This is a genomic window from Sodalis ligni (genome assembly GCF_016865525.2).
GTDB classification, from domain to species: domain Bacteria; phylum Pseudomonadota; class Gammaproteobacteria; order Enterobacterales; family Enterobacteriaceae; genus Acerihabitans; species Acerihabitans ligni.
In genome coordinates this window covers 5,927,182-5,952,372 of sequence record NZ_CP075169.1, presented here as the reverse complement: position 1 = coordinate 5,952,372, position 25,191 = coordinate 5,927,182, and the positions used below count along the sequence as shown (strand labels likewise).

Below are 25,191 nucleotides of genomic sequence, written 5' to 3'. Positions count from 1 at the left end.
ACGAATTTAGCCATTATAACGTACCTCGCGCAGCAACTGCTGGGTCAGGCGATCGAATTCGCCGTTGGCGCGAACCACATATATCGCGGTGAGAATAAACGACATGATAATCAGGCCAATCCCCAGGGGAATGCCGCGGGTTACGCTGGTGCCTTCGTAAATCGGCGTACCCAGCCAGCCTGGGGCAAAGGCGATCAGCAGGATAAAACCATAATAGAGCACCAGCATAATCAGCGTGAGCAGCATGGCGAAATGCTGGCGTTTTTTCACCAGTTCTTGGAAGTGCGGATTTTTCTCAATCCGTTGATAAATGATGTCATTCATCAGGGATTCTCCAGTAGGGTATGGGTATTGTTGGAATAAAGCCGCCCGCGGGCGGCGGAAGTCTTATGAAGGCACGTTCATGGATTGTTTTTCTTCTAACAGCTTTTCCACCACGCCCGGATCGGCCAGGGTGGAGGTATCGCCCAGATTTCCGGTATCGCCGGCGGCAATTTTGCGCAGGATACGCCGCATGATTTTACCGGAGCGGGTTTTGGGTAATGAATCGGTCCAATGCAGGATATCCGGGGTGGCTATGGAGCCGATTTCCTTGCGTACCCAGCTGCGTACATCGTTATAAAGTTCGGGGGTCGGCAGTTCTCCATGATTAAGGGTGATATAGGCGTAAATCGCCTGGCCTTTGATATTGTGCGGGATGCCCACCACCGCCGCTTCGGCAATCTTGGGGTGGGATACCAGGGCCGATTCGATTTCGGCGGTGCCGAGACGGTGACCGGAGACATTAAGCACGTCATCCACCCGGCCGGTTATCCAGTAATAACCGTCTTCATCCCGCCTGGCGCCGTCGCCGCTGAAATACATGCCCTTGAAGGTGGAAAAATAGGTTTGCTCAAACCGGTCGTGATCGCCGTATAGCGTGCGCGCCTGTCCCGGCCAGGAATCGACGATGACCAGATTCCCTTCGGCGGCGCCCGGCTGCGGCTCGCCGCCGTTATCCACCAGCGCCGGCTGGATGCCGAAAAACGGCAGTGATGCGGAACCGGCCTTGAGCGGCGTGGCCCCCGGCAGCGGCGTAATCATGAAACCGCCGGTCTCGGTCTGCCACCAGGTATCCATAATCGGGCATTTGCCGTTGCCGATTTTATGGTAGTACCACTCCCAGGCTTCCGGATTGATGGGTTCACCCACCGAGCCCATGATGCGCAGGGATTCGCGGCTAGTGCCTTCGATAGCCTTGTCTCCCTCCGCCATTAGCGCGCGGATGGCGGTGGGGGCGGTATAAAGTATATTCACCCGATGCTTATCCACCACCTGGGCCATGCGCCTGGCGTCCGGCCAGTTGGGCACGCCCTCGAACATCAGTGTGATGGCGCCGCAGGCCAAGGGGCCATACAGCAGGTAGCTGTGGCCGGTGACCCAGCCGACATCGGCGGTACACCAATAGATATCCCCGGGATGGTAATCAAACACATACTTGAAGGTCATGGCGGCATAAACCAGATAGCCGCCGCTGGTATGCAATACGCCCTTGGGTTTGCCGGTGGAACCCGAGGTGTAAAGGATAAACAGCGGGTCCTCGGCGTTCATTTCGGCGGGGGGACAATCATCCGACGCGCCGGCCATGGCGTCATGCCACCAGATATCCCGGTTCCCCCGCCAGTTGATATCTTTACCGGTACGTTTTAATACAATCACTTTTTCCAGGCTTTTGACCGCCGGGTTTTTCAACGCCTCGTCGATATTTTGTTTAAGCGGGATTTTTCTGCCCGCGCGGATCCCTTCGTCGGCGGTGATCATAAGCTTAGCGCTGGAATCCACAATCCGGCCGGCGATCGCCTCGGGAGAGAATCCGCCGAATATCACCGAATGAATGGCGCCGATGCGCGCGCAGGCCAGCATGGCGACGGCGGCTTCCGGCACCATCGGCATATACAGCGCCACCACATCGCCTTTGGCGACCCCTTGCGACTTAAGCACGTTGGCGAAACGGCACACGTCCCGGTGCAACTGGCGATAGGTGATGATTTTGCTTTCCTTGGCATCATCCCCTTCCCAGATAATCGCCGTCTGCTCGCCGCGTTCCGCCAGATGCCGGTCCAGGCAATTGGCGGCTACGTTGAGCGTGCCGTCCTCAAACCAGCGAATCCGGATATGGCCGGGATCGAACGAGGTATTTTTAACCTGGGTATAAGGGGTAATCCAATCGATGATTTTGCCCTGTTCACCCCAAAAAGCGGCCGGGTCGTTCACGGATTGCCGGTATAGCTGCCGATATTGTTCTTCTGAAATGAGTGCCCGCTGCGCAATATCAGCGGGAATCGGATAGGTATGCGGTTGACTCATGATTTCCTCCTTTAAATGTTAATAGTATGTCAAACTTAAGTTAATTAAACCTATCCCGACGGCTTTGTTTCCTTTTTGCGCAGTAGATCACGCATCTTTGGTGAGGTTTTGCTAAAGCGGCATTCTTCCGCTTTTCCTCAGAGTGAGCATCGTCCTTTTGCCAGGGTATTCATCATACTTATACCCGTGCGCGGGGCGATATAAATGGCCGCGCTTTTAGCGGTAAAGAAAAATATACCGCGGAGAAAAAACCTTGAAGGAAGTGATAAAAATTACTTTATGCATATTTTTAACTTATTAAATTACATATAGTTAAGTTATATAAATCGTCTATTCAACCCTGTCAGTGATAAATGATTACGAAGTGAGTATAAATCATTGCTTGCATTGGTGCTTTTTAAGGTGTTACAGAATAGCGTCCTTATCTTTTGTGCGTTGAAAATCGACCCCGCCGGATGCAGCCGGATAGCGTAATGAAGCGAATAAAAAGCAGTGCGTGTCACGCTCTCGGCCGTGGCGGGATGGTCGTAGGGGAAAATATTGTTATGAAAAGGTTAAATTTTAGTCTCGCCTGGCAAATTCTGTTGGCGCTGGTATTGGGCATCGGCGCCGGGGCGATATTACACAACCAGGGGGAACCGCGGGATTGGCTGATGGGCAATATCCTGACGCCGGCCGGCGATATATTTATTCACCTGATCAAGATGATTGTGGTGCCGATAGTGATTTCCACTTTGATAGTGGGTATTGCCGGGGTAGGGGATGCGAAAAAGCTGGGCAAGCTCGGCTTGAAGACCCTGCTTTATTTTGAACTGGTCACCACTCTCGCTATTATCCTGGGCATCACTCTCGCCAACGTTTTTCAGCCGGGACAGGGCATCGATATGTCCTCTCTGGCGGTGGTGGATATCTCGCAATATGAAAGAACCTCCGAGCAGGTGCAAAGCGGCGGCCATAGTCTGGCGGGCACGCTCCTGTCGTTGATTCCGCAGAATATCTTCGCCTCCATGGTCCGCGGCGACATGCTGCCGATCATTTTCTTTTCCGTGCTGTTCGGTTTGGGATTGGCGGCATTGCCCGTTGAAACCAAAACGCCGTTGCTGAATGTGTTTAAAGCGGTGGCCGAGACCATGTTCAACGTGACGCATATGATTATGCGTTATGCCCCGGTGGGGGTTTTTGCCCTGATTGCGGTGACTGTGGCCAATTTCGGTTTTGCCTCGCTGCTTCCCCTGGCCAAGCTGGTGCTGCTGGTTTACGCCGCGATTATTTTTTTCGCCCTGGTTGTCCTGGGCCTGGTGGCGAGGCTATGTGGCCTGCGTATTTGGACGCTGATCCGTATTTTGAAAGAAGAATTGATCCTGGCCTATTCTACCGCCAGTTCGGAAAGCGTGTTGCCGCGCATTATCGAAAAAATGGAAGCCTATGGCGCGCCGCGGGCGATAACCAGCTTCGTGGTCCCCACCGGCTACTCTTTCAACCTGGACGGCTCCACGCTTTATCAAAGCATTGCGGCGATATTTATCGCCCAGCTTTACGGTATCGATTTGTCCCTCGGACAGGAAATCGTTTTGGTGCTGACATTGATGGTCACCTCGAAGGGGATTGCCGGAGTGCCGGGAGTATCCTTTGTGGTGCTGCTGGCAACCCTTGGCAGCGTGGGAATTCCGTTGCAGGGTCTGGCGTTTATCGCCGGAGTCGATCGTATTCTCGATATGGCGCGCACGGCGCTCAATGTGGTGGGTAATGCATTGGCGGTAGTGGCCGTCGCCAAATGGGAGAATCAATTCGACGATGAGAAGGCCCGTGCCTATGAAAAAGAGATGCTGACGGTCAAAGCGCCGCATTCATCTCTATCGTAACAAACTCGCGGCACCACCAGTGCCGCGAGATTCCATTAGCCTTTACGGTGCAGGATACGGTAAAGCGCCGGAATCACCAGCATCGACAGCAGCGGCGCGCTCACCATGCCGCCGATCATCGGCGCGGCGATGCGCTGCATCACCTCCGATCCGACTCCGCCGCCCCACATGATGGGCAGCAGCCCGGCCATGATGGTGGCTACCGTCATCACCTTCGGCCTGACCCGCAGTACCGCGCCCTCGCGGATCGCCGCCAGCAGCTGTGGCTCCGACAGCGGCTCGCCGTTGACCCGGTGGTTTTCCATCGCGTGATTAAGGTAAAGCACCATGATCACCCCGAACTCCGCCGCTACCCCCGACAGGGCGATAAAGCCCACCGCGGCGGCCACCGAAAGATTGTAGTGCAGCAGATAGAGCAGCCAAACCCCGCCTATCAGCGCAAACGGCAGCGTGCCCATGATAAGCAACGCATCCCGTACCCGGCTGAAGGTGACATACAGCAGCACGAAAATGATCGCCAGGGTAAACGGCAGCACGATTTTCAATTTGGCGCTCGCTCGCTCCAGATACTCAAATTGTCCAGACCAGCTCAGCGACACGCCGTCCGGCAGCTTGACCTGCTGCGCCACCACCTGCTGCATGGCATCCACGGCGGATTTCAAATCGCGGCCGCGTAAGTCCACGTAGATCCAGTCCGACAAACGGGCATTTTCGCTTTTCAGCATCGGCGGGCCTTCGGTGACCTTGATATCCGCCAGATCGGACAAGGCCACCTGCGCGCCGCCGGCGGTGACCACCGGCAAATCCTTCAGCTTTTGCACCGAATCCCGTAGTTCGCGGGGATAGCGCACGTTGATGGGAAAACGCTCGCGGCCCTCGATGGTTTCGCCGATATTATCGCCGCCGATAACCGCCGCCACGATGGATTGCAGCTCGCTCACCGATACGCCGTAGCGGGCGGCGCGCACCCGGTCGATATTGATATCGATATAGCGGCCGCCGTTAAGCCGTTCCGCCAGGGCGGAAGTCACGCCGGGCACGGTTTTCACCACCCGTTCGATCTGCTGGGCCACCGCTTCGATATCGTTGATATTGTTGCCGTTGACCTTGATGCCCACCGGGCTTTTGATGCCGGTGGCCAGCATGTCCAGCCGGTTGCGGATAGGAGGCACCCAAACATTGGCCACGCCGGGCAGCGATACCGTCCGATCCAGCTCCTGTATCAACTTATCGGTGGTCATGCCCGGCCGCCATTGATCCCGGGGTTTAAAATGAATGGCGGTTTCGAACATGGTCAAGGTCGCCGGATCGGTGGCGGTTTCGGCGCGTCCCGCTTTGCCGAACACCGTCGCCACCTCCGGCACGGTTTTAATCAGCCGGTCGGTTTGCTGCAGCAGCCGGGCGGCCTCGTTGGCGGAGATGCCCGGCAGGGTGGAGGGCATATAGAGCAAATCCCCCTCGTCCAGCGCCGGCATGAATTCGGTGCCCAGCCGGCTTAACGGAAAAAGGGTAATGAGCAGCAATGCCAGAGACAGGGACAAGGTGGTTTTCGGCCAGTGCAGGACCTTTTCCAATAACGGCCGATATAAACCGATAAGCCCCCGGTTAATGGGATTGGCGTTTTCATCGGGAATACGCCCGCGAATAAAGTAGCCCATCAGCACCGGTACCAAGGTGATGCCCAGACCGGCGGAGATGGCCATGGCATAGGTCTTGGTAAACGCCAGCGGGCCGAACATCTTGCCTTCCTGCGCCTCCAGCGAGAAGACCGGAATAAACGACAGGGTAATGATAAGCAGGCTGCAAAACAGCGCCGGGCCCACCTCGGTGGAAGCCTGGGCGGAAATCTGCCAGTAGTCCTCCCCCACAGGCGTTTGGCCGGGGTGATCGTGCCGCCACTTTTCCAGCACCTTGTGCATGTTCTCTATCATGACGATGGCCGCATCCACCATCGCGCCGATGGCGATGGCGATGCCCCCCAACGACATGATATTGGCGTTGACCCCCTGATAATGCATGACGATAAAGGCGCCGAGGATCCCCAGCGGCAGGGTGATGATCGCCACCAGCGCCGAGCGGAAATGAAACAGGAACAGGCTGCACACCAGGGTGACCACGATAAACTCTTCCAACAGTTTATGGGAAAGGGTCTCGATAGCTTGCTTTATCAGGTTGGAGCGGTCGTAAACCGGGACAATCTGTACGCCCGGCGGCAGACTGCGGCGGATTTCATCCAGTTTCTTTTTCACGCCGTTAATGGTATCCAGCGCGTTTTTGCCGTACCGCATCACCACAATGCCGCCGGCCACTTCCCCTTCGCCGTTGAGCTCCGCCACGCCGCGCCGCATTTCCGGCCCGAGACGCAGGCTGGCGACATCGGACAGCAATATCGGTACGCCGCCGCGAGTGGTAATGACAATATTGTCAAAATCCGCCGTGGTTTTCAGGTAACCGGCGGCGCGCACCATATATTCCGCTTCATTCATCTCCAGCACCGAACCGCCGCCCTCCTGGTTGGCCTGTTTGACCGCATCGATAACCTGCTGGTGGGAGACGTTCAGGGCCCGCAGCCGATCCGGCTTCAGGATGATTTGGTATTGCCGCACCATACCGCCGACGCTGGCCACTTCCGACACGTTCGGCACCGTTTTCAACTCGAACTTCAGCGTCCAATCCTGCAGGGCGCGTAAATCCGCCAGGCTATGGCGTCCGGTTTTGTCCTCCAGGGCATACTCATAGACCCAGCCGACGCCGGTGGCATCGGGTCCCAGGCTGGCCCGGGCGTCCGGCGGCAGAGTGGATTGTACCTGGCTCAGGTATTCCAGCACCCGCGATCGCGCCCAGTAGGGATCGGTGCCGTCTTCAAACAGGATGTAGACATAGGAGTCGCCGAACATCGAGAAGCCGCGCACCGTGGTGGCGCCCGGCACCGACAGCATGGTGGTGGTTAACGGATAGGTAACCTGGTCCTCCACCACCTGGGGCGCTTTACCGGGATAGCTTACGCGGATAATGACCTGTACGTCGGAAAGGTCCGGCAGCGCATCCACCGGCATGCGCTGCAAGGCCCATATTCCCCAGGCGGTGAGCAGCGCCGCCCCCACCAACACCAATAGCCGGTTGCGCAGCGACCAGCGGATGATAAACGCGATCATCGGACGCTCCTTACCGGTATCATTTGCGTGATACGGGCGCCATTATCATCCAGGGTAAAATGGAACAACACCCGGCTGCCCACCGCCAGTCCCTGGGGCAGTTTCCCGTCGGGCAGGGTGAAGTCCATGGTCATCGGCGACCAGTGCAGTTCAGGCACCGCATGATGGGACAGCGTGACCTGCCCATTGCTGACGGCGTCAATCACTCCTTCCGTGGCATACTCTCGGGGCTTGGCGGCGGCGGGCTCCGCTGTCTGGACGGATGCCGGCGCCGCGCCGGAGGACATCGCCGGCCTATCGGGCATGGGCGCCATACCCGGCATATCCGCCATGCCCGGGGCATTAGATTGAGCCGGTGTTTTAGCGGGAACCGGAGCCGGGCCGGAAGACATCCCCGGCATATCCGCCATGCCCGGGGCATTAGATTGAGCCGGTGTTTTAGCGGGAACCGGAGCCGGGCCGGAAGACATCCCCGGCATATCCGCCATGCTGGCGGCGGAGGTCTGTGTCGGCATTTTGGCGGACGCCGCACCCGTTGCCGAGGCGTCTGCGGCGGCCTGCGGGGCGGCATCGGCCGCCGCCGGCGGGTTACCGGTCATTTGCGGCAGGGCACTACGCAGGCTGGCTTCGGAATCAATCAGGAACTGACCGGAGGTCACCACCCGATCGCCGGCCCGGAGCCCTTGGCGTATTTCCACCCAATCGCCGAATTCACGTCCGGCGGTGATTTCCACCGGTTTGAAATGCCCGTCCCCTTCCGCCAGCAGGACGGTATTGCGGCTGCCGGTCTGAATCAACGCGTCCTGGGGAATGGCCAAGACGGTTTCTCCTTGTGCCGCCCGGGCCAACCGCACGTTCATATACATGCCGGGCTGCAATTGATTATCCCGGTTATCCAGCGCGATACGGGCCCGATAGGTCCGGGTGGCGTCATTCACCACCGGCAGCACCTCGCTGATGCGGCCATGGAAGGATTCGCCGGGCCAGCGCGCCGTGGTGGCGATGATGTCGCTGCCCGGCGTCACTGCGCCGGCCTGGGATTCGGGGTAATCCGCCACTACCCACACCGGATCCAGCGAAGCCAGTTCAAACATGGCCTGGGAAGCGGAGACCTGACTGCCTTCGCGCACATCCAGCTTGCTGATAAAACCTCTTTCCGGCGACCGGATTTCAATGCGGGTCTGCGGCTGCCCGGTTTTTTCGATGGCCCGGATCAGGTCATCTGGCATAAACAGCAACTGCAGTCGTTGCCGCGCCGCGGCGGTCAGCGCCGGGTCGCCCAAATGGCGCACCGCCAGATATTCCTGCTGAGCGGCGCTCCATTCCGGGATCCAAAGTCGTGCCAGCGGTTGATTCTTGGCCACCTGCTGCTGTTCGGCCCTGACATACAACTTTTCCACCAGCCCGTTGGCCCGGGCGGGAATGATCTGTATGCCGCGGTCGTCAATGCTTACCGTACCGAATGCGTCCAGGCGGGACTGCATCACCCGTTGTTCCACGAACGCCTGCCGCACCCCCAGATTTTGCTGCTGGCGGGCGCTGACCGTCACGCCCCCATCCTGCGCATCTTCATCGGCGTAACGCGGCTTTAGCGGCATATCCATCAGCGGGGACTTGCCCGGCTTGTCAAATCGCTGCCCCGGCGACATGGGATCATACCAATACAAGACTTTCCGACCGCCGCTGTCAGCGGTGGCCGGCGCGGCGGTTTGGGCGTCCGCCGGGGTCACTATCTCGGGCTGGCGCAAAAAATAGCCGGCGGCGAAGGCGGCTGTCAGCGCCGCTAGGCTTATCAAGGGCGTGACGATACGGCCCGTGTTAAAACGGCTCATGATTGGGTCTCCTGCGGAATGAGATAGCGGATGGCGGCCCAGCTTTGCGCCAGATCCCGTGCGGCGCGGTTTGCCTCAAGTTCGCTTTGCAGCAGTGCCCGCCGCGCGGCCAGCATATCGGTCAGGGTGGCGCTGCCGGTGCGGTATTGCGCCTGGGTCAGCTGCAGACGCTGCCGCTGCAACGGCAGAACATCATCTTTTTGCCGCTGCCAGCGGGTTTGCGCGGCCTGGTATTGGGCGATCAGCATAGCCAGCTGTGCGTTGTGGTCGCGAATGGTGGTTGCCAGCTGATCGTTGGCTTCAAAGGTCCGGGCCTGATCCGCCGCGTGATCTTTATCCTGGCGCTGGGACTGGAACAGCGGCAAATCCATGGTGAACATCACGCCGGCCATATCGTCGAGACGATCGGCACGCCTGCCGTAGTAGACCTCAATGCCCACATCCGGGATAGCTGCTACCGCCGACTGGGCGGAACGGGCCTGAGCGACTTCCGATTCACGGCGGGCCTGCAGGATTTCGGGGTGTTGATCGATGCCCTGCGCCAATACCGCCGGATCGGCGGGCAGGCGTTCAAAGCGCGGCAGCTGGCCGGCGGCGATGGCCTGGCTGTCGCCGGTCAACCGCGTCAGCTTGGCCTGCGCCACCGCCACATCACGCTCCGCGTCGGTCACCGCATTTTGCATATCCACCACTACCAAGCGTCCATCCAGCACCGATGCGGCGCTGCGGCCCCCTGCCACCGCCGCCCGCTGCACCGAGATTTGCCGTTCGCTTTCCGCCAGCAGGCTGCGGGCCGCCGTCAAACCCTGCCGGGCCAGGGCCATATCCAGCCAGGCCTGTGCTGTGTCGCGCTGCAACTGCGCCCGCAGGGTTTGATAACCGGCGGTGGCGGATGCCGCTTCAGCGCGAAAAGCATCGGCTTTCCGATCGCGCTTGGTGCTGCTGATGTAATCCTGCTGGATGCCGATGCGCTGCATGGTCATATCTTCGCGGGTGAATCGATGGGCGTTGTTACCCCCCACCGGCAGGTTTTCGATACCGAATTCCAGCTTGGGATCCGGCAATTGGGTGGCGGAATCCGCCTGGTTCGCCAAGGCCTGCCGTTCATGACGATTGGCGGAGAGTTCGGCGGAATAGTGTTCGGCACGGGCCAGTGCCTCATCCAGGTTCAGTTCCGCGGCGGAAGTCGTCGCGGAAGCGAGCAGCATGAGGACCAACCACGCCCGTTGAGAGCATGGAAGTAACATGGCTGTCCTCGCTTAGGGCTGAACGGGATGGATGGCGGTAAGCTGATAGCCCTGCGCATCCTGGCGGAAACTGAAATCAACCTGGGTGCCTACCGCCAGCTTCTGGCCGGCAAAGGCAGGGGGCACCGCGAAGGTCATGGTCATCGGCGGCCAGTTCAAGGCCGGAATGGCGTGATGGGCTATAGCCACATGCCGGCTATCCCACAGCTTGATAATTCCCTGGGAGTGATAGTCCGAGGCGGCCGCATCGGCCGCGGTCATCATGCCGTGGTCATGCTGCATGCCGGGCATATCGCCCATGGCCGCCATATCGTCGGCAAAGGCCGGTAAGTTGAAGAGAGAAAAAGCGGAAAGAACGACAATCAGTAAAGCTCGCATGGGATAAATTCCTAAACATAAGTCATACACTACCCGCGCATTACAGCGAGGGTAACCATTGGCGTTATGTCTGGATCTATTCCCGGAACCGGCAGAAGCGAATCTCTGCCGGCGGCCCTGCTATGGGCGGAGCAAGCCAGGCGGCATCCTGGATACAGGGTTCGTCGCGCCAGTCCGCCAACTGCAAATCGGTCTGGCTGGGCAGGACGGCAAACGGCGCATGGGGAGAATCTTTTTGCGCATTATCCGGGACGCAGTGCTTATCGCACAGCAAACCCGGTTCAGCGGCATGCTGCTGCGGGTCGTTATCGTGGAGCATACTCTCGGTATGTTCCATGGCGGCGGGCAGCGCGGTAACCGGCATAGAGCACTGGTGGCTGGCCAGCGCCAGCTGGGCGTTCAGTAACAGCCAAAAGGCCAGTAAAATCAAGGCAAACATTCGCCGCCGCCGGCAGCGAAGCTTAACCATGAATTTAGTTACCGAAGCGGAAGACAACATTATTTCCTTTTAAACAAGCCGGCATCGTACACAGCCGAAAGATCAAAGCCCATCAAAACCCAGCATGGCCGGAGGGCGCTTATCTGCCACCGGTTTGCCACAGTGAACGCGAAAAAGCCGACAACGTTATTGATGCGCGTCAACTTTCTTGAAATGAGCCCTCGGAGACAAGAAAATTTGCATTTATTGACATTCGTGTGCGGGGTACTGTTGAATTCTTTGAATGAATTTTGCAATTAAAAAGATCATTTATCTAATAATTAACTTTAAATTTAAAGGAGATGGCACGATGCCGATTAGTAATTTATCTTTTCCCCACAAGACAAGTCCTTCCATTGAACAAAATTTGGAAATCGTCCACAAAAATTACATTCAGTCAGAAACACCACTCTGGTTAAGTTTAAAGCTCCTTATGCATCAAAATCCCGTGAAAATAAAAATAGCGTTAGAGGATAATTCTTTACACCTCAAAGAATCTCCTCTTTACGAGCAATAAAACGGAATGATGTTGAGCAGTTGGAATATTTTTCAGTTACGAAAATAGATATTCCGGTGCGGAAAAATTAAATTTTAGAGATGAAGACGGTAACACGGCCGTTATGCATGCGGTTAAAAAAAACGACATGAAACTGCTGGAAAGATTAGAAAAAAATTTCTTCAGTGAAAAATTTCTTCATAGGATACCCCTGGATAATGAACTGCCCGATAATAACGGGAATACCCCACTCATGGTAGCGATTAAAAATGGGCATAAAAAGATGGTTGCTCATCTATTATCGATGGAAGCGACTAATGTTTATCATAAAAATAATGAGGGCGAAAGCGCCTTCACCATGGTCATTAACGATAATGAGCTATCCTTAGAAATTTTCAAACTGGTTTGCGACCATACCCAACTCTCTGCCTACGATGAGCAGGGACGAACGTTATTAATGAAAACGGTGATTGGCGGCACGGTAGAGAAAGTAAAGTATGCATTACAAGGCGTGGACCACTTGATAAATCAATTGGATGCTAACGGCAACTCCGCCCTGGCGCTGGCCCGGCGGCGTGGTGATAAAGATATCATAAAACTTGTTTCGGACAGTATTGATAACATTAAGAGCTCTTCCATTGGCAGTATCGACATGGACTATGAGAAAGATACCGACTTTCATAACCACTTTGTTGCCCACCGTGGCGACTTTGTTTTTGGCCTGTCGGAGTTTCGTACCGAATATCTGTTGAGGCTGAATAACGCGTCTAAGGATAATTTTAATATTATAAATTATTATACCAATCGCATAGCGAGGCGTATTTTTGGCGGAGAAAAATCTGGCGATGCTGCATAGTGGTTTCATCAATACAGGCGGTAGGAAAATTTCACCTAGGAGATTGTCCACGCACTGGAGGTTTTCCTGATATCTACGAAGCGGCCAGCGCGAATGATGATATAGAGTATCCCTATGCGTGGCGGGAATATAATCTGATACGCGATGAAATTAAAAATTTGATATAAAACGATGCTGGTTGAAGTCCATGATAATTATGACAAATACGATCATTATCTTCATTTGGCCTACTCCTCCCGGTTGGGTTTCCGGATTCCGCTGTTTTGGAAGCGCAGCAGCAAAGTGGGCATTGAGATCATTATACGTAACAGCAAAAGGCATCTGCATTTCGTACTTGATGGATTGGATCAACAAAGAATCACCGATAAAATCGAAGATTCCGTGACAGCATCCGAATTGCGATATATCTATAGGAATAAAGAGAAGCTGGAAGGAAGATTGCATTTTTACCACGATTATCGGCGGGTGCCCGCGCCGTGGACAGCTGGTGAGAGGTTTAGCGGCCTATGGGCCGCGTATATTCCCACCGATAAGGACACAGCCGCTCAGCGCAGATAATGCACTACCTGGTTACTGCTGCCGCGCCAAATCAGCGCCGGGTCGCGCAGATCCTGCACAAATTTGCCGTCAATCAGCACATTGATAAGCGATGTCACCTGCTGCTGGGGCTCGGTAAGAGAGTCCAGCGTATAACCGGTCCAGACCCAGATATCCTTGCCGTGGCACTCGGTCCGGACCCGCTGCACCAGATGCAGCACCGCGGACAGGTTATGCGGATGCAGCGGATCGCCGCCGGAAAGCGTCAATCCCTGCCGGTGAATCCGCGTATCCTGCAGGTCGGCGATAATCTGGTCTTCCAGTTCGCTGGTAAAAGGGAACCCCGAGTCCACCCGCCAGGTGCTTTTATTGTAGCAGCCCGGACATTGATGCTCGCAGCCCGCCACAAACAGGGTGCAGCGGGTGCCGGGGCCGTCAATCACATCTACCGGGTAATACTTGTGATAATTCATGACCGTATCAGCCCAGCTGCCCGTCCGGTAAATGTTTAACCCGCCGTTTCACTTCTTCCTGTTTACCCGCGTTAAAGGGCCGCGCGTCCGGACTGCCGAGATAACCGCATACCCGCCGCGTGACAGAGACCTTGGCGGGATTATGGTTGCCGCATTTCGGGCAGGTAAAGCCTTTGCTGGTGCAGGAAAATTCGCCGGTAAAGCCGCATTCGTAGCATTCATCGATAGGAGTATTGGTGCCGTAATAAGGCACGCGGGTATAGCTGTAATCCCAGACGTCCTCCAGCGCTTTCAGGTTATGCTGGAGATTGGGGTACTCGCCGTAGCAGATAAAACCACCGTTGGACAAAGGCGGATAGGGCGCTTCGAAATCCAGCTTATCGTAGGGATTCACCTGCTTTTCCACATCGAGATGGAAGCTGTTGGTGTAATAGCCTTTATCGGTAACGCCGGGGATCACGCCGAACTCGGCGGTGTCCAGTCGGCAGAAGCGATCGCACAGATTTTCGCTCGGCGTACTGTACAGGCTAAAGCCGTAACCGGTTTCTTCTTTCCATTGCTCGGTGGCGGCCTTCAGGCGGGCCACAATCGCTATCGCCGTTTCGCGCAGATGCTGATCGTCAAAGACATGGGTCTCGCCGCCGAACAGGGCATTGATGGTTTCATGCACGCCGATATAGCCCAGGGAGATGGAGGCCCGGCCGTTTTTGAAGATTTCCGCCACATCGTCATCAGCTTTCAGCCGCACGCCGCAGGCCCCTTCCATATACAGGATCGGCGCAACACGGGCCTTCACGCCGTCAAGGCGCGCGATACGGGTCATCAGGGCCTTCTTGGCCAACACCAGCCGTTCATCCAGCAACTGCCAGAAACGCGCCTCGTCCCGCTTTGCTTCCAGGGCGATACGCGGCAGGTTCAGGCTGATAACGCCTAAATTGTTGCGACCGTCATGGATTTGCTTGCCGTCCTCTTCATAAACCCCCAGGAAACTGCGGCAACCCATCGGCGTTTTAAACGAACCGGTAACTTTCACCACCTGATCGTAATTCAGGATATCCGGATACATCCGTTTGCTGGCGCATTCCAGGGCCAGTTGTTTGATGTCGTAGTTGGCATCGCCGTATTTGTGATTCAAACCGTCGCGAATAGCGAACACCAGTTTCGGGAACACGGCGGTTTTGCGGTTCTTGCCCAGGCCGGCGATACGGTTGCGCAGGATGGACTGCTGGATCAAGCGCGATTCCCAACTGGTGCCCAATCCGAAACCAAAGGTCACGAACGGCGTTTGTCCGTTGGCGGTATGGAGCGTGTTGACTTCATATTCCAAGGACTGGAAGGCGTCATAACACTCTTTTTCCGTGCGGGAAAGGGCATAGCCTTTGGCGTCGGGAATTTTCCACTGTGCCGCGGTATTGCAATGTTTATCGAAGCTGGCGGCAACGTAGGGGGCCAAAATCTCATCAATGCGGTTGATGGTGGTGCCGCCGTAGATATGGCTGGCGACCTGGGCGATAATCTGCGCGGTAACGGCGGTGGCGGTGGAGATGGACTTGGGCGGCTCAATTTCGGCGTTGCCCATTTTAAAGCCCTTGGTCAGCATGCCCTCCAGATCGATCAGCATACAGTTGAACATGGGGAAGAAGGGCGCGTAATCCAGGTCGTGATAATGAATATCACCCCGCTCATGGGCCAGCACCACGTCACGCGGCAGGATATGCTGCCGGGCATAATGCTTGGCCACGATGCCGGCCAGCAGATCCCGCTGGGTGGGGATGACTTTGCTGTCTTTATTGGCGTTTTCATTCAGCAAGGCCATATTGCTTTGTTCCACCAGGCCGCGTATTTCCTGATTCAGGCGGCCCCGCTGCTCCCGGGCGACGTCTCGGTCGTGGCGGTATTCGATATACAGGCGGGCCAGCTTCTTGTAAGGTCCGGCCATCAGCTGGTTTTCCACGGCATCCTGGATATCGCGTATATCCACGTGGGAACGGCTGTTCATTTGTTCCGCCACCGAGGCGGCGACGGCGGCGCAATACTCGTTATCTTCGACGTCGGCTGCCTGTGCAGCGTGTTTGACGGCCTGGCAGATGCGTTCCTCGTCGAAATTAACCTGGCAACCGTCTCGTTTGATCACTACCGGTTTCACGATGCAACTCCTTGTACGCCTGATGCGGGTGAGTGGTTAGCTCCTTACCCCCAGTTTTCCCGGTGAAATGCCTGCGGGTGCGATAGCTAGGGATAGGAGTGGTTGCCACTATATATAGTCTAATAATAATAGAAGCGACACTAGATGTAGAGTATGGGCCAGAAAAAGTGAACTAGAATTGACTTCGCGCAAGAAAATCGGCCCCTGGCCGAAGAGTTGACCAGCTCGATTTTTAGGCTGAAAAGGGCAGGTTAAGACTTATCTTGCTGAAAACGAATCGGTAAATCCCTTAAAACTCCAGCCAAGATGGAAAAATATTTACTATCACCAGATCACGTCCCGTTTGGCCTTCACCTCAAGCATTTTTAACGCATACGGCTTTTATCGCGCTGGGGATAACGGCCGGCCGTCTTATTTTTAAGCTATTTTCTGCAAGTAATCAGGAAATGCTTAGACGCTATGCCTATGCGCTGATGGAGAAGGCGAATTCCCTTGATGCGGCAGTGTTTGAAGATGAGAAAGTGTCAGCCGACTGGAAGAACCGCCTGCTCTCCCACAGCAACACCTTGAAACAATCCCCCTCTATAAAACAGTGAATCGTTTAATTTCCGTTTATAATTTTGGCTGTAAAATGCGCTCCGCTTGGCGTGGCGTTTGTTATGGTTAAACGTCAAAATCCTTGGCCGTACTGAACGGTCAAATCTATGTACGACACATTTAGTTGGATTCCGACAGTTGATGGCATTGATTTTTAATGACTCCGTCTGACTATGCGGATTTTTTTCCTTTACCGGAGGTGTTCACCCCATATGGACCCCGCACCTAAACCTGAAGATTATTCGCCCATCCGGTAAGGACTCCCGTCTTTTTACGTCTGCCTAACCGGGTGATTAACGGTAGGCAGAAGTTTCCCTCTTCTGCTGATGACACTTTTTTCCTTTTCCGGCCCTTGGGACCGAAAGAGGCAAGGAAGACAGCATGGTATTGAAAAAAGTTACCCGGCGGCTGTTCACACAGTTTTACCGCCACCTTCCCCGTCGTCTGTTTCAGCGCGACGTCATGCTGGAAGGCATGCAAAAAAACCTCAACCGCAACGTGCCGGCGGCACTGACCCACGCCTGCCTGACGTGCGCCCGTGCCGGCGAAGAGCAGTTGCTTGCGCGTTTCTCCAGCCACCCGGAGGGATTGACCGAGACGGAAGCTTCCGCCGCCCGCGCCCGGCACGGCGCCAATATCATTGCCGGCGAACAGCCCGTGACCTGGTGGCGGCATTTATGGTTGTGCTACCGCAATCCGTTCAATTTATTGCTGACGGTACTCGGCATCGTCTCCTACGGCACGGACGACAGCACGGCGGCGGCGGTGATCGCCCTGATGGTGATGATTGCCACCCTGCTGTATTTTGTGCAGGAATCCCGTTCCAATAAGGCCGCCGATGCGCTGAAAGCGCTGGTGAGCAATACCGCCACCGTACTGCGCTCCGACGATATCAGCGGCGAAAGCCGGTACCGTGAAATCCCTATCGACCAATTAGTACCCGGAGATTGGGTCAAACTGTCGGCGGGGGATATGATTCCGGCGGACTTGCGCATTTTGCAGGCCAAGGATCTGTTTATCGGCCAGGCATCCCTTACCGGCGAATCGCTGCCGGTGGAAAAGACCGCCCACAGCCGGCTGGACAACCTGCGAAATCCTCTTGAGTGCGATAACCTGTGCTTTATGGGCACCAATGTCATCAGCGGCACCGCGCTGGCGATGGTTATCGGTACCGGCGACAACACCTGGTTCGGCCAACTGGCGGGCCACGCCACCCGTGAGTCGGCGCCGCCCAACGCCTTTCAGGCCGGCATCAGCCGGGTCAGCTGGCTATTAATCCGTTTTATGATGGTCATGACCCCGGTGGTTTTGCTGGTGAACGGCTATACCAAGGGCGACTGGTGGGAGGCGGCGCTGTTCGCCTTATCGGTGGCGGTGGGGCTGACGCCGGAAATGCTGCCGATGATTGTCACCTCATCCCTGGCGAAAGGGGCCGTGCAGCTTTCACGCCAGAAGGTTATCGTCAAACGCCTGGACGCTATCCAGAACTTCGGCGCGATGGACATTCTCTGTACCGATAAGACCGGCACGCTGACCCAGGATAAAATCGTGCTGGAGAGCCATACGGACGTGTTCGGCAGCCGCAGCGACCGGGTACTGCAGAATGCCTGGCTCAACAGCTTTCATCAAACCGGGCTGAAAAACCTGCTGGATAAAGCGGTGCTGGAAAGCGTCGCCGACCATAATCCCGAGCTGGCCCAGCCGCAGTGGCGCAAAATTGACGAGATTCCCTTCGATTTTTCCCGCCGCCGCATGTCGGTGATTGTGGCGGGAGATGACGGCATTCCGCGTTTGATCTGTAAAGGCGCGCTGGAAGAGATGCTCGAGGTATGCAGCCAGGTGCGCCATGATGACGAGATCATGGCAATGACGCCCGCGCTGCTGGAACGAATCAATACCGTTACCGGGGAGCTTACACTCCAGGGGCTCAGGGTGGTGGCGGTAGCCAGCCGCGACATGGCGCCGGAGCGTTGCGATTTCAGCCGGGCGGATGAATCCGACCTGATTCTGGAAGGCTATATCGCTTTCCTCGATCCGCCGAAAGAGAGCACCGAACCGGCACTGACGGCTTTAAAAAACCACGGAGTGACGGTCAAAATCCTTACCGGCGATAACGAACTGGTGGCGGCCAAGGTCTGCCGGGACGTGGGGCTGACGGTGAATAGGGTCCTTACCGGCGGCGATATCGAGCAGATGAACGACCAGCAGTTGGCGGTCGCCGCCCATGAAACCACGGTATTCGCCAAGCTGACGCCGCTGCAGAAGGCGCGCATCGTCAGCGTGCTGCGCGGTGAAGGCCACGTGGTGGGCTTTATGGGGGACGGCATCAACGACGCCCCGGCGCTGCGGGCCTCCGATATCGGCATTTCGGTGGATTCGGCGGTGGATATCGCCAAAGAGGCGGCGGATATCATCCTGCTGGAAAAAAGCCTGATGGTGCTGGAGCGCGGGGTGGTGGAAGGACGCCGCACCTTCGTGAATATGCTGAAGTATATCCGGCTCACCGCCAGCTCCAACTTCGGCAATGTGTTCAGCGTGCTGGTGGCCAGCGCTTTCCTGCCGTTCCTGCCGATGTTGCCGCTGCATCTGCTGGTGCAGAACCTGATTTATGATATTTCACAGATTGCCGTGCCCTTTGATCGGGTGGATGAGGATCAACTGCGTTGTCCCCAGCGCTGGCGCACCAAGGATCTGGGGCGGTTTATGGTCTATTTCGGGCCCATCAGCTCCATATTCGATATTTTGACGTTCTGCCTGATGTGGTGGGTATTCAAGGCCAATACGCCGGAAAAACAAACGCTGTTCCAGACCGGCTGGTTTGTGGTGGGGGTCTTATCGCAAACGCTGATTGTCCATATGCTGCGCACCCGGAAGATCCCTTTCCTGCAAAGCCGGCCTTCCTGGCCGCTGGGGCTGACCACCCTGACGGTTATCGTGCTGACCGTGGGCATGACCTTTACGCCGGTAGCGGGTTTCCTGCATTTGCAGGCGCTGCCATTGGGGTATTTCCCATGGCTGGTGGCTATACTTGCCGCTTATATGCTGCTGGTGCAGGCCATGAAAGGCTGGTATGTGCGGCGCTACGGCTGGCAATAATCACAGCCCGAACAATTGATGGCGAGGCCAGGCAACCTGCCGTCAGTAAGTTGTCCAACTAATGCAGATGGGATCCAGGGTGGTGACAATATGCCACCGCCATGTTATGCTTAATCGGTCAATGGTTGGCAAAGCGAGGATATGTAATGGCTACACTCTCTCATTCTGAGCGCGGTCGCATCACGGCGCGTGTTTCAGGTGCCGTTCAAGAAACCTTGGAAGCAGCAGCCGGTATCCTGGGCTCGACGCTCAACCAGTTTATCGTGCAGTCAGCGTTGCGAGAAGCTGAACGCGTTATTGAGCACGAGCGCATCATTCGTTTATCTGAACAGGAGGCCACCGCCTTTTTAGCCGCGCTGGAAAACCCATTACCGCCCAACGATGCCTTAATGGCTGCACTTCAGGACTATACGGCGAGACGAAATGATCAAACTGGAACCTTTGACTGGGCACCACGACCGAAGCACATTTGATTGCGGCATTGAGCCTCTAAATGTCTGGCTCAAGCAAACCGCTTTGCAACACCAGAATAAGGGAATTTCGCGGACTGTTGTCGCTGTACTTCAGGATAACGACGCGGTAAAAGCGTACTCTGCTGCAGGCTATCCTATCATCGGCATTGCCAGTATCCTGGGCTTCTATGCATTGGCATCCGCGCTGGTTTCATTGGATGTGTTACCGCAAACCCTGGCTAAACGCTTTCCACGCCAAATTCCGGTTACCCGGTTGGGACGTCTTGCCGTACGTGCAGATTTGCACGGCCAGGGATTAGGCAAACTTCTTCTGAGTGATGGTATTACAAAGGCTCGAAATGCGGCTTTGGTTGTCGGTAGCGCCGGCATCATGGTTGATGCGAAAGATGACGCCGGTGCCTGTTTTTATCAACAATACGGTTTTATTCCCTGCGGACTTCAAACGCGCATGCTTTTCCTGCCTCTATGGTAAAGGCTTGCTCAGACTCGGCAGAGTATTCGCCCAAGGCGCTCCCAGGCAAATAAGCCCGCTAATCCGGGCTTAACGTGAAGGATTCAGCACATTGCCAACAAACCTGGACGCAAGCTCACTCCTCCGCCAGGTCCAGCGGCGGCATCTGCCGGAAAGTATTTAACAGTCCTTCTGACCATGCTTTGCGAATGGTGGCGAAATAGGGGTTCTTTTCGGTGATGCGGTATTGTTCGTCGCTGGCGAAACTGTCGCGCCGGTAGATCATCACATCCAGCGGCAGGCCTACCGACAGGTTGCTGCGCAGGGTGGAATCGATGGAAATCAGCGCACAGCACATGGCCTGCTCCAATGGCGTATCGTAGGTCAGCACCCGGTCGATAATGGGCTTGCCGTATTTGCTTTCGCCAATCTGGAAGTAGGGGGTATCCTCGGTGGCCTCAATGAAATTGCCCTCCGGATAGATATGGAACAGCCGCGGCGGCTCGCCGAGAATCTGCCCCCCCAGCAGGATATTGCAGCTGAAATCGGTGCTGCTGCCGCTTTGCTGGGCGCTGCTGTCGCGGTGAATCACTTCCCGCACCGTTTCGCCGATAAGGCTGGCGGCGTCGAACATGGAAGTGGTATTCAGCAGATTAGCGCGCTCGCCGTCCTTGGCCCGCAGCCGCAGCAGGTTGATAATGCTCTGGGTGGTGGCCAGATTGCCGGCGCTTTGCAACACCAGCGTGCGCTCGCTGTCCTGGTGCAGGACATGCAGCTTGCGGAAGGTGGAGATATGATCCACGCCGGCATTGGTACGGGAGTCGGAAGCGAAAACCACACCCCCCGACAGGCGCATCGCCACACAGTAGGTCATTTAATACGTCCTTCATAAGATATTATTGTTGCTGGCCGCCTTGGCCGCCGGCCTGCCGCTCCTCGGTTTGCTCCACGGTGGCTTCCGAATACATCTCTTCATAACCGCCGCCGATGCGCGAACCGCGCACCGGGCAGGCGTCAAGATAATCAAAACCCACCGCCAGCTTAAGATGCTGGCCGGGATTGCAGGTGTTATTGGTAATATCAAAACTTTGCCAACGATCGTCGAACCAGACTTCCACCCAGGCATGCATGGCCACATGCTTGGTGTCTTCACTGTAAATATAGCCGCTGACGTAGCGCGCCGGGATATGCAGGCTGCGGCAGCAGGCGAGAAACACATGGGCATGATCCTGGCAGACGCCGTGCCGGGCGGCAAAGACTTTGGCGGCGGTGTCCTGCACCTGGGTCACGCCGGGCGTATAGGGCATCCGCAACCGCAGCTCAGACATCATTTCCCGCAGGCTCTCATCCGCCGCATCGGCGCGATAATAACGCGCGGCGAAGTTGCGTATCGCCTCATCGGGCAGCGTCAACGGGCTGCAGCGTAAGAATACCAGAGGGGAAAGCGGACCGCACTCCTCAAGAATGCTTTCGCTGTCGTCGGCAATTTCCACCTGCCCCTTGGCGCGGATGGATATCACCTCATGGGGACGGTCCAGGGTCAGTACATGCAATATATTGCCGAAACCGTCTGTGGCGGGAGTGGCCTGTTCCGGCAGGGTCAACGTCCAATCGATAATGCGCTGGCGCGGCGTATTTTGCGGCGTCAGGCGCAAATACTGGGTACTGAACTTGACTTCATGATCGTAGCGGTAATGGGTGAGGTGATCGACGGTCAATTTCATAGCGCCTCCAGATAGGTATGGTTAATGCTCTCCGCCAGCGCGTTGATTTTGCCCTGAAACTGCATCATGTAGGTTTGCAGGCCCTCCGCCAGCACTTCCTCCAGCGAGCTAAAGCGCAGCTCCACGTTCAGGGTATGGGCCAGCCGGCGGGGGACATTGGCCCGCTGTCCGCCGATACGCTCGAGCTGCTGCACCACATCCCCGACGCAGGCCCGCAGGGAACGCGGCATATCGTTGCGCAGTACCAGCAGTTCGGCCACCGTTTCGCGGCTCACCGGGTGTTTGTAGAGACTGTGATAGGCTTCACGGGCGCTCACCGCGCGCAGCAGGGTATCCAGGCGATAATATTCCCGCACCGGATCGGAGTCGGTGTCCAGTTGCTGGTCCTTCAGTCCCAACAGCTGCGCGGTGGCGTAAGCGCGCTCTATAAGGGTACCCAGACGGATAAAACACAACGCATCGTTACGCAGCAGGGTGCCGAACATGGCGCCGCGAAACAGATGCGCCCGCTCTTTAACCCAGTCGAAAAACGCGTCGGTGCCCACCTTGGCCACGCCTTTGCTGCGCATCAGCTTCATTTCGATCCAGGTGGCGTTGATGCTCTCCCACACTTCCGACGACAGGCTGCCGCGCACCGCATGGGCATTATTCCAGGCCGTTTCAAAGCAGCTGTAAATGCTGCCGGGATTGCGGTCGTCGAGAGCAAAAAAATTCAGCAGATTAGTCATGTTCAGGCGCTGGTAATGCTCCTCGAACAGCGCATGAGAGCCGGTGAGGTTCAGCGGCAGGGTCAAATCCTCGTTCTGCTGGCTGCGGATTGGCATCAAGGATAATTTATAGGTGACGTCCAAGACCCGGGCCAGGCTTTCGGCCCGTTCCAGGTAGCGGGCCATCCAATACAGTTCACTGGCGGTTCTGCTTAGCATTCGTTGTCCTCCATTATCCAGGTGTCCTTGGTGCCGCCGCCCTGGGATGAATTCACTACCAGCGAACCGGCGTTCAGCGCTACGCGTGTCAATCCCCCCGGCACCAGCCGTATCTCATCGCCGGTAAGGGCAAATGGACGCAGGTCGATATGGCGCGGCGCCAGGCCTTCATCCACAAAAGTGGGGCAGGTGGACAGCGCCAGCGTTTCCTGGGCGATATAGTTGTGCGGCATGGCCAGCAGGCGCTGGCGGAATTCCGCCAGCTCGGCGCGCGAGGCCTTTGGCCCCACCAGCATGCCGTACCCGCCGGCGCCGTGGACCTCTTTCACCACCAGTTTTTCCAGATTGGCCAGCACGTAGGAGAGCGCATCGGCATCGCGGCACTGCCAGGTTGGAATATTGCCCAGGATCGGCTCTTCGGACAGATAAAAGCGGATCATTTCCGGTACATAGGGATAGATGGATTTATCGTCCGCTACGCCGGTTCCCAATGCGTTGGCCAGCACCACCCCGCCGGTACGGTACACCGACAGCAGGCCGGGCACCCCCAAGGTGGAATCGGCGCGGAAGGCCAGAGGATCGATATAGGCATCGTCGATGCGGCGATAAATCACGTCCACTTTGCAGGGGCCTTCGGTGGTGCGCATAAACACCGCCCCCTGCTTGACGAACAGATCGGCGGCCTCCACCAGTTCGACCCCCATCTGCTGGGCGAGAAAGCTGTGTTCGAAATAGGCGCTGTTAAAACGGCCCGGCGTCATCACCACTACCGTGGGATCCTCCACGGCAGTGCTTTCACGCAGGGTTTGCAGCAGATCGAAGGGATAGCGTTCAATAGCGGCGATATGCTGATTAGCAAACAGATCCGGATAGAGCCGCATCATCATCTTGCGGTTTTCCAGCATATAGGAGACCCCGGAAGGGGTACGCAGATTGTCCTCCAGCACATAATAATGGCCGTCGCTGTTGCGCACCATATCGGTGCCGACGATATGCGCGTAGGTATTGTTGTGCAGGGCGACCCCTTGCATACAGGGCTGATACTGTTCGTTGGCCAGTACCTGTTCCGACGGTATGATGCCCGCCTTCAGGATATTCTGCTCATGGTAGATATCGTACAAAAAGGCGTTCAGCGCCTTGACCCGCTGGCGGATACCGCGGTCCATCCACTGCCACTCTTTGGCCGGGATAATTCTCGGCACGCTGTCGAAAGGGATCAGCCGCTCGGTGCCCCCCTCTTCGCCGTAAACGTTAAATGTGATCCCCACCCGGTGAAACAGCAGCTCGGCTTCTTCTTTTTTTTGCTGAATGGCCTGCTGATCGGCCTGTTGCAGCCATTGCCAATAGGCTTCGTAATGGCTGCGGTGCGTCCCGTCAGCCAACAGCATTTCATCAAAAAACGGCGACCCGGAAAGATTAATTCTTATCATCGGCATACCCTGGCTTGCTTAGCGAGCTGATAATGACGTTATGCATAAAGCGCGCCAGCGCAGGGGGCGGTTCCATAGGAAAAAACGAGGGAATTATAGGGTAACTTGCACTAATACGGTGCGCATGGCGTTTAGAAGATGAGTTATTACCTAAAGAGGGGCAATTATTTAACCATTTATGATGTAGGTCTGGTTCGTTTTGAATTTAAAGATAACCAATAGTATTACATGGAGATTTTGTCCTTCGGACTTGATAACGCAGGTAAAAGGAGGGCTTAAGCTTTCTTATATCTCTCGCATGCCGTGGTTAAATTTGTACTCAATTTATCCTCCCGCGGATGATATGATAAACTCTATCATGATGAAACGATTGCAGAGTAATACCCTCATCAGAACAGGATTAACAGGAGAATATACGCATGGCTAACACGATGTCGCAAAAACGGCCCGTGAAGGGTTAGGCTCACCGGAACTCTTCAAGGGCGGCGTGTTTGTCACCAAAATGGTGTCGCTGAGCTGTTCGTCGAAACGGCGGAAGAGCGTGAAGCGGAATTGGTTACCCAGGCAAGGGAACAGCAGGCCAATGCCCTGCTCAAGTTAACTATGCTGGCTAAACAGGATGTATTCCAGCAACGCGTTATGTCTCCTGAAGAGGCATTAAAACAATTGCGCGCAGCGCGTAAATAAG

General features: G+C 56.1%; 20 protein-coding genes and 1 pseudogene. 8 read left to right on the top strand and 13 right to left on the bottom strand.

The features are described from left to right. Positions 1 to 6: 6 nt before the first annotated feature. Together GTU79_RS27675 and acs are read right to left on the bottom strand one after the other, a co-directional pair. Positions 7 to 324: a DUF485 domain-containing protein gene (locus GTU79_RS27675; protein WP_132924616.1), complete on the bottom strand. Its 318-nt coding sequence runs from the start codon at positions 322 to 324 to the stop codon at positions 7 to 9. Positions 325 to 387: 63 nt separating this feature from the next. Beyond that, positions 388 to 2,346 carry an acetate--CoA ligase gene (gene acs / locus GTU79_RS27670; RefSeq protein ID WP_132924618.1) on the bottom strand — a complete coding sequence of 653 codons (1,959 nt, stop codon included), beginning with the start codon at positions 2,344 to 2,346 and terminating at the stop codon, positions 388 to 390. 545 nt (positions 2,347 to 2,891) lie between these two features. Between acs and gltP the strand changes: the two genes are divergently transcribed. Further along, the gene (gene gltP / locus GTU79_RS27665; protein WP_203523703.1) at positions 2,892 to 4,208 is read left to right on the top strand and encodes a glutamate/aspartate:proton symporter GltP; all 1,317 of its coding nucleotides are present in this window, start codon (positions 2,892 to 2,894) and stop codon (positions 4,206 to 4,208) included. 35 nt (positions 4,209 to 4,243) lie between these two features. Here gltP and GTU79_RS27660 read toward each other — a convergent pair whose 3' ends face one another. The 5 genes from GTU79_RS27660 to GTU79_RS27635 form a co-directional block, all read right to left on the bottom strand. After that, on the bottom strand, positions 4,244 to 7,363 hold the full coding sequence (locus tag GTU79_RS27660) for an efflux RND transporter permease subunit (RefSeq protein WP_203523702.1): 3,120 nt from the start codon (positions 7,361 to 7,363) through the stop codon (positions 4,244 to 4,246). After that, the gene (locus GTU79_RS27650) at positions 7,360 to 9,195 is read right to left on the bottom strand and encodes an efflux RND transporter periplasmic adaptor subunit (RefSeq protein ID WP_420854140.1); all 1,836 of its coding nucleotides are present in this window, start codon (positions 9,193 to 9,195) and stop codon (positions 7,360 to 7,362) included. Before GTU79_RS27650 ends, GTU79_RS27660 begins: the two co-directional genes overlap by 4 nt. Continuing rightward, positions 9,192 to 10,403: a TolC family protein gene (locus tag GTU79_RS27645; protein WP_253073447.1), complete on the bottom strand. Its 1,212-nt coding sequence runs from the start codon at positions 10,401 to 10,403 to the stop codon at positions 9,192 to 9,194. Before GTU79_RS27645 ends, GTU79_RS27650 begins: the two co-directional genes overlap by 4 nt. A 51-nt stretch (positions 10,404 to 10,454) precedes the next feature. Next, the gene (locus GTU79_RS27640; protein ID WP_413741899.1) at positions 10,455 to 10,820 is read right to left on the bottom strand and encodes a copper-binding protein; all 366 of its coding nucleotides are present in this window, start codon (positions 10,818 to 10,820) and stop codon (positions 10,455 to 10,457) included. Positions 10,821 to 10,896: 76 nt separating this feature from the next. Beyond that, positions 10,897 to 11,259 carry a hypothetical protein gene (locus tag GTU79_RS27635; RefSeq protein WP_132924626.1) on the bottom strand — a complete coding sequence of 121 codons (363 nt, stop codon included), beginning with the start codon at positions 11,257 to 11,259 and terminating at the stop codon, positions 10,897 to 10,899. 683 nt (positions 11,260 to 11,942) lie between these two features. Between GTU79_RS27635 and GTU79_RS27630 the strand changes: the two genes are divergently transcribed. Together GTU79_RS27630 and GTU79_RS27625 are read left to right on the top strand one after the other, a co-directional pair. Continuing rightward, a complete protein-coding gene (locus GTU79_RS27630; RefSeq protein ID WP_253073446.1) occupies positions 11,943 to 12,650 on the top strand; it encodes an ankyrin repeat domain-containing protein in 708 nt (235 codons plus the stop codon). A gap of 171 nt (positions 12,651 to 12,821) precedes the next feature. Next, positions 12,822 to 13,208, top strand: a complete 387-nt coding sequence (locus GTU79_RS27625) for a hypothetical protein (protein ID WP_214513564.1) — start codon at positions 12,822 to 12,824, stop codon at positions 13,206 to 13,208. Here GTU79_RS27625 and nrdG read toward each other — a convergent pair. Together nrdG and nrdD are read right to left on the bottom strand one after the other, a co-directional pair. Then, positions 13,196 to 13,660, bottom strand: a complete 465-nt coding sequence (nrdG, locus tag GTU79_RS27620; protein ID WP_203523700.1) for an anaerobic ribonucleoside-triphosphate reductase-activating protein — start codon at positions 13,658 to 13,660, stop codon at positions 13,196 to 13,198. The genes GTU79_RS27625 and nrdG overlap by 13 nt on opposite strands. 7 nt (positions 13,661 to 13,667) lie before the next feature. Further along, positions 13,668 to 15,806 carry an anaerobic ribonucleoside-triphosphate reductase gene (nrdD, locus tag GTU79_RS27615; protein WP_132924632.1) on the bottom strand — a complete coding sequence of 713 codons (2,139 nt, stop codon included), beginning with the start codon at positions 15,804 to 15,806 and terminating at the stop codon, positions 13,668 to 13,670. A 446-nt stretch (positions 15,807 to 16,252) separates the two neighbouring features. Between nrdD and GTU79_RS27610 the strand changes: the two genes are divergently transcribed. The 4 genes from GTU79_RS27610 to GTU79_RS27595 all read left to right on the top strand — a co-directional run bounded on the left by GTU79_RS27610 (position 16,253) and on the right by GTU79_RS27595 (position 20,444). Further along, positions 16,253 to 16,402: a hypothetical protein gene (locus GTU79_RS27610; protein WP_214513563.1), complete on the top strand. Its 150-nt coding sequence runs from the start codon at positions 16,253 to 16,255 to the stop codon at positions 16,400 to 16,402. Between the two features lie 382 nt (positions 16,403 to 16,784). Further along, on the top strand, positions 16,785 to 19,499 hold the full coding sequence (gene mgtA, locus GTU79_RS27605) for a magnesium-translocating P-type ATPase (RefSeq protein ID WP_203523698.1): 2,715 nt from the start codon (positions 16,785 to 16,787) through the stop codon (positions 19,497 to 19,499). 146 nt (positions 19,500 to 19,645) lie between these two features. Then, on the top strand, positions 19,646 to 19,972 hold the full coding sequence (locus GTU79_RS27600) for a type II toxin-antitoxin system TacA family antitoxin (protein ID WP_203523697.1): 327 nt from the start codon (positions 19,646 to 19,648) through the stop codon (positions 19,970 to 19,972). Continuing rightward, on the top strand, positions 19,923 to 20,444 hold the full coding sequence (locus GTU79_RS27595) for a GNAT family N-acetyltransferase (protein WP_203523696.1): 522 nt from the start codon (positions 19,923 to 19,925) through the stop codon (positions 20,442 to 20,444). The genes GTU79_RS27600 and GTU79_RS27595 overlap by 50 nt, the downstream gene beginning before the upstream one ends. Positions 20,445 to 20,559: 115 nt before the next feature. Here the strand turns inward: GTU79_RS27595 and GTU79_RS27590 are convergent, their stop codons facing one another. The 4 genes from GTU79_RS27590 to GTU79_RS27575 are packed head-to-tail and all read right to left on the bottom strand — an operon-like array spanning position 20,560 to position 24,503. Next, positions 20,560 to 21,297: a proteasome-type protease gene (locus tag GTU79_RS27590; RefSeq protein ID WP_203523695.1), complete on the bottom strand. Its 738-nt coding sequence runs from the start codon at positions 21,295 to 21,297 to the stop codon at positions 20,560 to 20,562. A gap of 22 nt (positions 21,298 to 21,319) precedes the next feature. Further along, positions 21,320 to 22,147 (bottom strand): transglutaminase family protein, encoded by an 828-nt coding sequence (locus GTU79_RS27585; protein WP_132924640.1) that lies wholly within the window; start codon positions 22,145 to 22,147, stop codon positions 21,320 to 21,322. Beyond that, positions 22,144 to 23,073 (bottom strand): alpha-E domain-containing protein, encoded by a 930-nt coding sequence (locus GTU79_RS27580; RefSeq protein ID WP_132924642.1) that lies wholly within the window; start codon positions 23,071 to 23,073, stop codon positions 22,144 to 22,146. The genes GTU79_RS27585 and GTU79_RS27580 overlap by 4 nt, the downstream gene beginning before the upstream one ends. Continuing rightward, complete coding sequence (locus GTU79_RS27575; protein WP_203523694.1) at positions 23,067 to 24,503, bottom strand: circularly permuted type 2 ATP-grasp protein; 1,437 nt, start codon at positions 24,501 to 24,503, stop codon at positions 23,067 to 23,069. The genes GTU79_RS27580 and GTU79_RS27575 overlap by 7 nt, the downstream gene beginning before the upstream one ends. A gap of 419 nt (positions 24,504 to 24,922) precedes the next feature. Between GTU79_RS27575 and GTU79_RS30910 the strand changes: the two are divergent. Then, positions 24,923 to 25,190: pseudogene (locus GTU79_RS30910) on the top strand (hypothetical protein). Position 25,191: the final 1 nt, after the last annotated feature.

Coding starts and splice junctions, on each gene's coding strand:
- mgtA (WP_203523698.1), top strand. CDS start 16,785: ATGGTATTGAAAAAAGTTACCCGGCGGCTGTTCACACAGTTTTACCGC.
- GTU79_RS27640 (WP_413741899.1), bottom strand. CDS start 10,820: ATGCGAGCTTTACTGATTGTCGTTCTTTCCGCTTTTTCTCTCTTCAAC.
- acs (WP_132924618.1), bottom strand. CDS start 2,346: ATGAGTCAACCGCATACCTATCCGATTCCCGCTGATATTGCGCAGCGG.
- GTU79_RS27645 (WP_253073447.1), bottom strand. CDS start 10,403: ATGCTGCTCGCTTCCGCGACGACTTCCGCCGCGGAACTGAACCTGGAT.
- GTU79_RS27625 (WP_214513564.1), top strand. CDS start 12,822: ATGCTGGTTGAAGTCCATGATAATTATGACAAATACGATCATTATCTT.
- GTU79_RS27660 (WP_203523702.1), bottom strand. CDS start 7,363: ATGATCGCGTTTATCATCCGCTGGTCGCTGCGCAACCGGCTATTGGTG.
- GTU79_RS27575 (WP_203523694.1), bottom strand. CDS start 24,503: ATGATAAGAATTAATCTTTCCGGGTCGCCGTTTTTTGATGAAATGCTG.
- GTU79_RS27600 (WP_203523697.1), top strand. CDS start 19,646: ATGGCTACACTCTCTCATTCTGAGCGCGGTCGCATCACGGCGCGTGTT.
- GTU79_RS27580 (WP_132924642.1), bottom strand. CDS start 23,073: ATGCTAAGCAGAACCGCCAGTGAACTGTATTGGATGGCCCGCTACCTG.
- GTU79_RS27635 (WP_132924626.1), bottom strand. CDS start 11,259: ATGTTTGCCTTGATTTTACTGGCCTTTTGGCTGTTACTGAACGCCCAG.
- GTU79_RS27595 (WP_203523696.1), top strand. CDS start 19,923: ATGATCAAACTGGAACCTTTGACTGGGCACCACGACCGAAGCACATTT.
- GTU79_RS27610 (WP_214513563.1), top strand. CDS start 16,253: ATGCTTAGACGCTATGCCTATGCGCTGATGGAGAAGGCGAATTCCCTT.
- GTU79_RS27630 (WP_253073446.1), top strand. CDS start 11,943: ATGAAACTGCTGGAAAGATTAGAAAAAAATTTCTTCAGTGAAAAATTT.
- gltP (WP_203523703.1), top strand. CDS start 2,892: ATGAAAAGGTTAAATTTTAGTCTCGCCTGGCAAATTCTGTTGGCGCTG.
- GTU79_RS27675 (WP_132924616.1), bottom strand. CDS start 324: ATGAATGACATCATTTATCAACGGATTGAGAAAAATCCGCACTTCCAA.
- GTU79_RS27590 (WP_203523695.1), bottom strand. CDS start 21,297: ATGACCTACTGTGTGGCGATGCGCCTGTCGGGGGGTGTGGTTTTCGCT.
- nrdG (WP_203523700.1), bottom strand. CDS start 13,660: ATGAATTATCACAAGTATTACCCGGTAGATGTGATTGACGGCCCCGGC.
- GTU79_RS27650 (WP_420854140.1), bottom strand. CDS start 9,195: ATGAGCCGTTTTAACACGGGCCGTATCGTCACGCCCTTGATAAGCCTA.
- GTU79_RS27585 (WP_132924640.1), bottom strand. CDS start 22,147: ATGAAATTGACCGTCGATCACCTCACCCATTACCGCTACGATCATGAA.